Consider the following 9,516-nt stretch of genomic DNA (forward strand, 5'->3'; position numbering starts at 1 on the left):
GCCGCCGCGCCGCCGCCCATCAGCCCAAGCACCGCGCGGCGCGGCACCTCGCGCCGAACGAGCCCGTCATCCGGCCCCTTGCCCGATGCCTCCATTTCGTGCGCACTCTTCGCCATGATCGCCTCCCAAGCCTGCCCGCCCCGGTTCGTGGGTTGTGTAGCGGGGGCGAGTCGCGAAGGAGACTATACCGCGCCCGCTGCCTTGCGCCTGAACAGACCCCGGCGCGCGCGCCTGACCCGCGCCGGGCCCGATTTCATCACCCGCTTGCGGAACAGCGACGAGCCCAGCCGCACCAGCAGCAGGACCCAGGCGCACTGGGCGAGCACGGCGGCCACGTGCGGCCAGATCGCCGGGTCCTGCGCCGCGCGCGCCAGCATCGCGAACGGCGCGCTGAACGGGAAGATCAGCGCGAACAGCTCGATCCCGCTGCCCGGCTGGGTCATCGCGTAGCTCGCCAGGAAGAACACCATGAGCTGGACCATCGTCACCGGCATCGAGATCGTCTGCACCTCGCGCACGGTCGAGGCGAGCGAGCCGACGGCGAGGAACACCGAGCCAAGCAGCAGGTAGGCGGTCGAAAAATAGATCACGCCCAGCACCAGCAACGCAGGCCAGCCGACCGCGGGCGTGGCAAGATGCGGCAGCGCCGATCCGCCCGCCAGCAGCACCGCGCCCGCCACCGCGCCCCAGGTCGCAATGCCGACGAGCGACACGCCGAGCATGGCAAACAGCTTACCCAGAAACACCGCTTCCATCGGGATCGCGGCGGCCAACACTTCGATGATCTTGTTGCCCTTTTCCTCGACGAGGTTGGACAGCACCATGCCCGCCAGCATCATCGTGAGGAGGAACAGCAGCGTCTGCGCGCCTTGCGCGGTGCTCAACCGCCCGCGCCGCTCGCTCGCGCTGCTCGAGGAGGTGGTGGCAAGGTGCACCTCGGGCCAGGCGGCGAGTGTCCCGGCGCGCGCCTGCGCCGCGATCATCGCCACGGGACCCTGCCAGTCGGCAATGCGGCTGCGCGGCCCGGTCAGCACCGGATCGGCGGGCGTGCCTGAAAGGATCGCCGCGATGTTCGCCTCGCGCCCTTCGAGCGCCTCCTTGGGATCATAGCGTTCACCCGGCGCCAGCGCGTGGACGAGGACCAGACGCGGCACCGCATCGCCCAGCCGGTCACCCAGCGCCTTGCCCGCCGCGATCACCGCGCGGGCATCGGCGGCCTGCATGACCACGCCGACCTCGGGGCTGGCCGCGGTCTGCTGCACCCGCTGGCCGACCGAGCCCGCCAGCACGCCCACGATCACCGGAAACAGCGGCCCGAGCAGGAAGAAGAAGAACGCGCGGCTGAACAGGATCGCCACGAAATCGCGCCGGGCGATGACCCAGGCCGCCGCGAGGATCGAGAGCCGGCCATTGTGCATTCCCGCCTCGGGGTAGGGCGCCGCGCTCATGCCCGCACCTCCCCGTCGGCCGGAGCGGTATCAACCATCGCCCGCGCCGCCGCCTCGCCCGCGATCGAGACGAAGGCATCATGCAGGCCCGCCCGCTCGACCGAGAGCGAGAGGATACCCGCCTCGCCTGCGATCAGCGCGCGCAGCAGCGCCTCGATCCCGCTTTCAGGGAGAGGGAAGTACCAGAAATGGCCTTCGCAGCGCGCGTCGGGCGGCAGCGCGGCGCGCCAGGGCCCGTCCTGCGCGCGGGTCTCGAGCCGGACCTGGGCGGGGATACGATCGCGCGCCACGTCGACCGGCCCGGCGAAGGGCACCTTGCCGCCTGCAATGATCGCGACCTCGTCGCACAGCCGCTCGGCGTGGGCGATGACGTGGGTGGAGAAGATCACCGTGGTGCCCTCCTTGGCGAGATCGCGCATCATGCGCTCCAGCTTGCCCTGGTTGAGCGCGTCGAGGCCGGAAAACGGCTCGTCGAAGATGACCAGCCGCGGGCGGTGAACAAGCGTGCCCAGGATCTGCACCTGCTGCGCCATGCCCTTGGAAAGCTGGCGGATCTGCCGGTCGGCGGCGTAGCCAAGACCATGGCGTTCGAGCAGCTCGCGCCCGCGCCGTCGCCCCTCCTTGAGCGGCAACCCGCGCAGCGCGCCCAGAAACGCGATCGCCTCGACCGCCTTCATCGCCGGGTAAAGCCCGCGCTCCTCGGGCAGATAGCCGATCGCGTGCGCCACCTCGTGCGGGCGCTCGCTGCCCAGAATGCGGCGCAGCCCCGAATCGGGATCGATGATCCCCAGCAGCATGCGCAAGGTCGTGGTCTTGCCCGCGCCGTTGGGGCCGAGAATGCCGTAGACCGAGCCTTCGGGCACCGCGAGATCGACCCCGTCGACCGCCGTGGTCCCATCGAAGCGCTTGACCAGCGCGCGCGCCTCGATCGCCAGCGGGCGCGCGGGCCGGGAGGCGGCGACCCCATGGTCAAACCCGCCCACCGCTTCGCACGGATTGCCCGGCGCACCGCGATCTCCTACTGCACAATCCATCATGCCCCCAGCGTTCCGCGCGCGCGTGCCCAGCGTATCATGACGCCTCGAATGGAGCCCACTTGGTTAAGACCGTGCTAAACGCCCTCGCGAAGGACCTCGAGAGCGAGGCGCGCGCGCTTGGCTTCTGCGCCTTCGGCATCGCCCCGGCGAGCGAGGACCCCGCGCGCGCGGCCGCGCTCGAGGCGTGGCTGGCCGCCGGGATGCACGGCACGATGGGCTGGATGGAAGAGCGCGCGCACCACCGCCGCTCGCCGCAGGGGCTGTGGAACGAGGCGCAACGGGTCATCTCGCTGGGCATGAGCTACGCCCCCGCGCACGACCCGCTCGCGCTTGGCGAGCACCCGGACAAGGCGCGCATCTCGGTCTATGCGCAAGGGGCCGATTACCACGACACGGTCAAGAAGGCGCTCAAGCACCTGGCCCGCTGGCTCGTCGCCGAAGCGGCCAGGCGCGGGCTGGGCGAGGCCGGGGTCAAGGTCTTCACCGACACCGCGCCGGTGATGGAAAAGCCGCTGGCGCAGGCCGCGGGGCTGGGCTGGCAGGGCAAGCACACCAATCTCGTCAGCCGCGAACATGGCTCCTGGCTGTTCCTGGGCGAGATCTTCACCACGCTCGACCTGCCGCTCTCCAGGCCGGGGCGCGACACCTGTGGATCGTGCCGCGCCTGCCAGGACGCCTGCCCGACCGACGCCTTTCCCGCGCCCTACCGGCTCGATGCGCGGCGCTGCGTGAGCTACCTCACCATCGAGCACAAGGGCCCGGTGCCCGAGGACCTGCGCATGGGGCTGGGCAACCGCATCTACGGTTGCGACGATTGCCTCGCGGTCTGCCCGTGGAACAAGTTCGCGCAGAGCGCGCACACGATGAAGGCCTTCCTGCCGCGCGCCGAACTGACCGCGCCCGACCTTGCCGACCTCCTCACACTCGACGATGCGGGGTTTCGCAGATTGTTCTCGGGCTCGCCGATCAAGCGGATCGGGCGCAACCGCTTCGTGCGCAATTGCCTCTACGCGGCGGGAAACAGCGGCGATGCGGACCTGCGGCCCCACATCGAGGCCTTGCTCGACGACGAAGACCCGGTTGTCGCCGAAGCCGCGCGCTGGGCGGCCGGGCAGATCCGCGCTTAAACCACGAAGTCGCGCTCGGTGTGGCGCGCAATGCTCAGCAGGCCGACCAGCGTGAGCACCGCCGCGCCCGAGATATAGAGCCCGACGAACGCCAGCCCGCCCTTGTCGACCAGCCCCTGCGCCAAGGCGGGCGCAAAGCCCCCGCCGAGAATTCCGCCGACGTTGAAGGCGATCGATGAGCCGGTATAGCGCACGCGCGCGGGGAACAGCTGGGGCAGCAGCGCGGCCAGCGGGCCATAGACCAGCCCCATAGTGAACAGCCCGAGCACGAGGAACAACCCGATCACGCCGAGCGAGCCCGCCCCCAGCATCGGCCCCATGGCCAGCCCGACGCCGATCGCGCACAGGCTGCCGATGACCAGCACCGCGCGCGAGGACCAGCGATCGGCGGCGTAACCCGCCACCACGATGCCCAGCGCCATGAACAGGATCGCGAAGAGCTGAACCGAAAGGAACGCCTGCCGGTCATAGCCCAGCGCCGTGGTGCCGTAGCCCAGCGCGAAGGCGGTGGTGAGGTAATAGATCGCAAAGCACGCGACGACCGCGAAGGTGCCCGCGATGGTCTGGCGCAGATAACCCCCGAACAGCTCGACCAGCGGGATCGCCTTGGGCAACGCGCCATGGCCCGAGGCATCGAGCGCGGTGCTGTCGGTCAGCTTGAAGCGGATCCACAGACCCAGCCCCACCAGCACCGAACTGAGCACAAACGGAAGACGCCAGCCCCAGGCGACGAACTGCGCCTCGTCAAGCACGCCCGAAAGCACCAGGAACAGCCCGTTGGCGGCCAGAAAGCCGAGCGGCGCGCCCAGCTGCGGAAACATGCCGAAGCGCGCGCGCCAGCCCGGCGGGGCGCTTTCGACCGCGAGCAGCGCCGCGCCGCCCCACTCGCCGCCCAGCCCCAGCCCCTGCCCGAAACGCAGCACGCACAACAGCAGCGGCGCCCACCAGCCCACGCTCTGGTAGGTCGGCAGGAAGCCGATCGCGACAGTCGCCCCGCCCATCAGCATGAGCGAGGCGACAAGCGTGGACTTGCGCCCGACGCGATCGCCGAAATGGCCAAAGAAGGTCGCCCCGATCGGCCGCGCGAGGAAGGCGATGGCAAAGCTGGCGTAGGCCGCAAGCTGCTGCGCCGAAGCCGAATGGGCGGGAAAGAACAGCGGCCCGAAGACCAGCGCGGTGGCGGTGGCGTAGATGTAGAAGTCGTAGAACTCGACCGCGGTGCCCACCAGGCTCGCCACCAGCACCCGCGCGTTCGCGCGATAGGGCGCAAGCCCCGTCAACCTGTCCATGTCCGCTCACCACCTCAATCCTGCTGGCCCGACCGAGGGGGCCGCCGGGCCGATACGGCGCGCCACGGCGCCCGACCCTATGAAAATATCAAGGGGCGGCCCCTTAAAGCAATTTTCGCAAAAGACCAGCCCGAGCGGACAGGCCGGACGACCTATCCCTCAGAGCAGTTCCTTGAGCGGCACGTCCGGATCGGCCAGCCGCTCGGCATCGACCTTGGCCCCCGCCTCGACCAGCTTGCGGCCCTGGACATAGTCCTTGACCAGATTGACGCAGTCGAGCGCGACGACCTTGCCGCCGCGCAGGTACACCACCGAGAACTTGCGGCTCGCCGGATCGCCGCGCACCACGCTGGCGTCGAAATCCTTGCTGATCCCTGCGGTCTGGAGCTTGAGATCGTACTGGTTCGACCAGAACCAGGGGAAGGCCTTGTAGGGCTGTTCGTCGCCGCACAGCGCCTTGGCGACGCAGCTGGCCATGTCGTTGGCGTTCTGCACCGATTCGACGCGCATCACATCGCCCCCGGCAAAGGCGCAGGCAAAGGACGCGCAGTCGCCGATGGCGTAGACGTCGGGCAGCGAGGTGCGGCAGTATTCGTCCACGTCCACCCCGTTGGCCCCCGCCGCGCCCGCCGCGATCAGCGGGCCGACCGCGGGCACGATGCCAATCCCTACGATGACCGCCTCGGCGGGCAGGACCGAACCGTCGGCCAACCTGACCCCGGTCACCCGGTGCCCGTCGCCTTCCAGCCCCTCGACCGCGACGCCGGTGCGCAAGTCCACCCCGTGCGCGCGGTGTTCGTTCTCGTAGAATTCGGACAGTTGCGCCCCCGCCACGCGCGCCAGCACGCGCGGCAGCGCTTCGAGCAGGGTGACCTCGAGCCCGAGCTTGGAGAGCACCGCCGCCGCTTCCAGCCCGATGTAGCCGCCACCGATCACCACCACGCGGCGGATACCGTCGTCGACTTCGGCCATCAGCAGGTCGCAGTCCTGGCGGGTGCGCACCGCGTGGACCCCGGCCAGGTCCGCGCCGCTGCACGACAGGCGGCGCGGATCGCCCCCGGTCGCCCAGACCAGCTTGCCATAAGCCATCGTCTCGCCGTTCGAGAGCGCCAGCTCGTGCGCCTCGGGATCGACCCTGACCACTTCGCAGCCCAGCCGGAAAGTCACTTCCTTTTCCGCCCAGAACGTCGCGGGGCGGATGTAGAGCCGGTCGAAGGTCTTCTCGCGCGCGAAATATTCCTTGGACAGCGGCGGACGCTCGTAAGGATACTCGGGTTCGCGACCGATGACGGTGATCGTGCCGGCAAACCCGTTCTGGCGAAGGGCGATGGCGCACTGGGCGCCGCCGTGCCCGGCGCCGACGATGACGATGTCAGACTGGTTCATGCTGCTCTCCCTAGGCACCTTTTGTTGCGCCGTCGATAGAGCAAACGACATTTCAATAGCCCCGAGCCGCGCTCCGGGCCGCGCCTCGCCGTCAGGCGAGCAGCGGCGCGAGCAATTCGAGCGAGCGGATCTGCACCGCCGGATCGAACGTCGCCGCGCTCACGATCAGTTCGTCCGCGCCGGTGCGCGCAACGAAAGCCTCGAGCTTTTCGGCGACCTGCCCGGGCGTGCCCACCGCGCTCACCGAGCGCACCTGTTCGAGCATCGCGCGCGCCGGGGCGGGCAGGCTCGCCCGGTAGTCCTTGACCGGGGGTTGCAGGCATCCGGGATTGCCCGTGCGCAGCGCGACGAAGCTCTGGTCGACGCTCGACAGCTGGAAGCGGGCCTCTTCCTCGGTCTCGGCGGCAAGCGCATTGATCGCGGCCATGAAGTAGGGCCTGGCGCAGAACTCGGACGGCTGGAAACGCTCGCGGTAGACGCGCGCCGCCTCGTCGAGATGGGTCGGCGCGAAGTGCGAGGCAAAGGCGTAGGGCAGCCCGAGCATCGCGGCGAGCTGGGCGCCGAACAGGCTCGATCCCAGCATCCACATTTCCAGCTCGGCGCCGCTGGCCTGAGGGGACTCGACCCCGCCCACCGCCTGCCCCGCAAAGCGCGCGCGCAGTTCGACGACATCCTGCGGAAACCGCTCGGACGCGCCCACGATGTCCTTGCGCAGCGCGTTGCCCAGCCGCCCGTCGGCCCCCGCCGCGCGGCCCAGGCCAAGGTCGACCCGGCCCGGAAACAGCGCAGCGAGCGTGCCGAACTGCTCGGCGATGACGTAGGGCGTGTGGTTGGGCAGCATGATCCCGCCCGCGCCGATGCGGATGGTCTTCGTCGCGTTGCCCAGATGCGCCAGCACGACCGAGGTCGCGCCCCCCGCGATCCCCTTCATGCCGTGGTGTTCGGCCACCCAGTAACGCTTGAAACCCGATCGCTCGGCCGCCTGCGCGCTCGCGACGCTGATCTCCAGCGAGCGCGCGATCGTATCGCCTTCACGAACGGTGACGAGATCGAGAACGGACAGGGGAACCATGGGCATGCTTTCGTCTGGGACCGGGCGGTGCGGGCGTCAGTTGGGCGTCGCGGGTTGTTGGGGGCCGGGCGCGGCGGTGTCGTCGGGCCGGGTTTCCTCGAGATAGGTCTGCGCGGTTGCCGCCTCGGGGCTGCCGGGGGCGACCTGGACCACCGATTGCCAGCTGCGCCGCGCCGCGGCGACGTCCTTGGAGAGCATCGCGATGACGCCCGCCTCGAGCCCGATCGCCGGATCGCTCGGCGCGAGCTTGGCCGCCTGCTGGATCTGGCTGCCCGCCGCGATCAGGTTGTTCTGGCGGCGCGAAAGCGTCGCGGAGAGCAGCCAGCTTTGCGCGTTGTCGGGCTGCGCGGTGCGCGCATCGGCCAGCGCCTTGTCGGCCTCGGCCATCTGGTTGACGCCGACCAGCGCGCGCGCGCGGTCGATCTGGACTTCGGCGATAAGCGCGGGGGACTGGCTCGCCCTGGCCTCGGTCAACGCGGGCGCGAGCAGCAGCAGCGCCTTGGCCGGCTGGTTCTGCGCCAGTTCGGCGTTGGCGGCCATGTCGCCCAGCCGCGCGCGGCTGAGGTGGTCGCCGTCATCGGCAGCGTCGCGCGCGGCGACGAAGGCATCGCGCGCTTCGCCAAAGCGCTGCAATTCGGTGAGCGCGGCGCCCAGGCACAGCCCGGCGCGCACGCGTTCGCGCGCGACCGCGGTCTGCAGCGCCTGGCGCGCGACATCGGCCGAACCTTCGGGATCGGCCTGGACCTGCGCCATGCAGCCCTTGGCGCTGGCCGGTGCGGTGGGCAGCGTGAAGGGCTGCGCCTGCCGGGCGCGTTCGCGTTCCTCCTTTTCCTTCTTCTCGATGATCTCGATCGGAAGCTGGGAGGCCGGTTGTTCGCCGATCGTCATGCCCGGCCCGACCTGGGCCAGCAGAGGGAGGAACAGCAGAAGGCTCATCGTCGTGAAAATCTCCGGGTCAGGCCGCCGTCTCGCGCGCCAGGACCAGTTCGGCCACGGTGCGCATCAGCACGGCGAGATCGCTCTCGCGCGAGAGGCGGTGATCGCCGTCCTTGATGAAGGTTACCTGCACGTCATCTGAACGCAGCGTCTCGCTCAGCCTCAGCGCCAGTTCCCAGGGAACCTCGGCGTCGCGCTGGCCCTGGAGAAGCCGCACTGGCCCGTCGAAGCCGATCGGCGATTCGAGCTGGAGGTTGGCCTGCCCGTCGGCCCAGAAGCCGGGGTGGGTCGGGGTCGGTTCGGGGCCATAGGGGTTGTCTTCGTAGATCGTCTCGCCATCGGCGAGCAGCCCCTTGTCCATCTGCGCCACGCCCCAGTCGGTGAAATCGGGCGCGGCAGCGATGCCGATCATCGAATGGACCGTGTCGGGCAGGGCCTCAGCCACCATCAGCATCAGCCAGCCACCCATCGAGGAGCCGATCAGCACCACCTTGTCGAGCGCGGCGGCCGCGATCAGCGCGACCACCTCGTCGCGCCAGCGGCTGAGCGTACCGTCGGCGAAATCACCCGAGCTTTGCCCGCAGCCCGAATAGTCGAGCAGCAGGCAGGCGCGCCCGGCGTGAACCGCCATGTCGAACAGCGCGGTGGCCTTGGAACCCGCCATGTCGGACATGTAGCCGGGCAGGAAGACCAGCGTCGGGCCCTGTCCGGGGGTGAAGCGATGGGCGATGCGGCGCCCGTCGGGCATTTCGTGAAAGCGGATCTCGGTCATGGCGCGCAAGGTGGGGGTTCGGGCCGCGAAGGGCAAGGCGCGCGGGAGGCACGCCCCCGCCCGATGCCCGCCAAAGCGCCCCCGGCGCCTCCCAAGCCGCTTGAAAATTCGCAAAAAAGGCGAATGGCGCGGCGAACGGGGGGCTGGCCCGCCGGGCCCGATTTGGGCATAGCGCAAGGCGCAGCCGCGCGGGATGACAGGGGGCCTCCTCACTCTCCCGCGTCGGCCTTTTTTTCGTCCTTGCCGAGGGGCCGCATGAGCGCCGACATTCTTGCCTTTCCGCTGCCTCCCTCGCGCCTCGCGATCCGGCTCGAGCGTTTTACGCAAGGACGCTCGGTGCTGCTGGCGATCTGGGCGCTCTATTTTGCCCTGCGCGTCGCGACGCTGCTGGCGCAGGCAGGCAGCCCCGCGCCGGTTGCCACCGGCGCCGGGCCCGGCTGGCCGCTGAC

At 69.9% G+C, this 9,516-nt stretch carries 8 protein-coding genes and 1 pseudogene; 2 read left to right on the forward strand and 7 right to left on the reverse strand.

Features of this window, described 5'->3' with window-relative positions:
• Window positions 1-182: 182 nt before the first annotated feature.
• Window positions 183-1,448 (reverse strand): ABC transporter permease, encoded by a 1,266-nt coding sequence (locus MTR62_RS18350; RefSeq protein WP_244023662.1) that lies wholly within the window; start codon window positions 1,446-1,448, stop codon window positions 183-185.
• Complete coding sequence (locus MTR62_RS18355) at window positions 1,445-2,482, reverse strand: ABC transporter ATP-binding protein (RefSeq protein ID WP_244023673.1); 1,038 nt, start codon at window positions 2,480-2,482, stop codon at window positions 1,445-1,447. Before MTR62_RS18355 ends, MTR62_RS18350 begins: the two co-directional genes overlap by 4 nt.
• 62 nt (window positions 2,483-2,544) lie before the next feature.
• Here MTR62_RS18355 and queG point away from each other — a divergent pair, with 62 nt between their 5' ends.
• On the forward strand, window positions 2,545-3,612 hold the full coding sequence (queG, locus tag MTR62_RS18360) for a tRNA epoxyqueuosine(34) reductase QueG (RefSeq protein WP_244023663.1): 1,068 nt from the start codon (window positions 2,545-2,547) through the stop codon (window positions 3,610-3,612).
• Here the strand turns inward: queG and MTR62_RS18365 are convergent.
• The 5 genes from MTR62_RS18365 to MTR62_RS18385 form a co-directional block, all read right to left on the reverse strand.
• A complete protein-coding gene (locus MTR62_RS18365; RefSeq protein ID WP_244023665.1) occupies window positions 3,609-4,901 on the reverse strand; it encodes an MFS transporter in 1,293 nt (430 codons plus the stop codon). The two genes, queG and MTR62_RS18365, sit on opposite strands and share 4 nt — an antisense overlap.
• 159 nt (window positions 4,902-5,060) lie before the next feature.
• Window positions 5,061-6,287 carry an NAD(P)/FAD-dependent oxidoreductase gene (locus tag MTR62_RS18370; protein ID WP_244023667.1) on the reverse strand — a complete coding sequence of 409 codons (1,227 nt, stop codon included), beginning with the start codon at window positions 6,285-6,287 and terminating at the stop codon, window positions 5,061-5,063.
• 91 nt (window positions 6,288-6,378) lie between these two features.
• On the reverse strand, window positions 6,379-7,359 hold the full coding sequence (locus MTR62_RS18375) for an LLM class flavin-dependent oxidoreductase (RefSeq protein ID WP_244023675.1): 981 nt from the start codon (window positions 7,357-7,359) through the stop codon (window positions 6,379-6,381).
• 36 nt (window positions 7,360-7,395) lie between these two features.
• Window positions 7,396-8,295 carry a tetratricopeptide repeat protein gene (locus MTR62_RS18380; RefSeq protein ID WP_244023669.1) on the reverse strand — a complete coding sequence of 300 codons (900 nt, stop codon included), beginning with the start codon at window positions 8,293-8,295 and terminating at the stop codon, window positions 7,396-7,398.
• A 19-nt stretch (window positions 8,296-8,314) separates the two neighbouring features.
• A complete protein-coding gene (locus MTR62_RS18385) occupies window positions 8,315-9,067 on the reverse strand; it encodes an alpha/beta hydrolase (protein WP_244023671.1) in 753 nt (250 codons plus the stop codon).
• A 255-nt stretch (window positions 9,068-9,322) separates the two neighbouring features.
• On the opposite strand from MTR62_RS18385, the pseudogene MTR62_RS18390 reads away from it, so the two are divergent.
• A pseudogene (locus MTR62_RS18390) lies at window positions 9,323-9,516 on the forward strand (glycosyl transferase); the annotation flags it as partial.

It is taken from the genome of Novosphingobium organovorum (assembly GCF_022832435.1).
Classification (GTDB): Bacteria; Pseudomonadota; Alphaproteobacteria; order Sphingomonadales; family Sphingomonadaceae; genus Novosphingobium; species Novosphingobium organovorum.

Excerpts from the sequence above, each read along its gene's own strand:
- MTR62_RS18365 (WP_244023665.1), bottom strand. The coding sequence starts at position 4,901 with ATGGACAGGTTGACGGGGCTTGCGCCCTATCGCGCGAACGCGCGGGTG.
- MTR62_RS18375 (WP_244023675.1), bottom strand. The coding sequence starts at position 7,359 with ATGGTTCCCCTGTCCGTTCTCGATCTCGTCACCGTTCGTGAAGGCGAT.
- MTR62_RS18380 (WP_244023669.1), bottom strand. The coding sequence starts at position 8,295 with ATGAGCCTTCTGCTGTTCCTCCCTCTGCTGGCCCAGGTCGGGCCGGGC.
- MTR62_RS18355 (WP_244023673.1), bottom strand. The coding sequence starts at position 2,482 with ATGGATTGTGCAGTAGGAGATCGCGGTGCGCCGGGCAATCCGTGCGAA.
- MTR62_RS18385 (WP_244023671.1), bottom strand. The coding sequence starts at position 9,067 with ATGACCGAGATCCGCTTTCACGAAATGCCCGACGGGCGCCGCATCGCC.
- MTR62_RS18370 (WP_244023667.1), bottom strand. The coding sequence starts at position 6,287 with ATGAACCAGTCTGACATCGTCATCGTCGGCGCCGGGCACGGCGGCGCC.
- MTR62_RS18350 (WP_244023662.1), bottom strand. The coding sequence starts at position 1,448 with ATGAGCGCGGCGCCCTACCCCGAGGCGGGAATGCACAATGGCCGGCTC.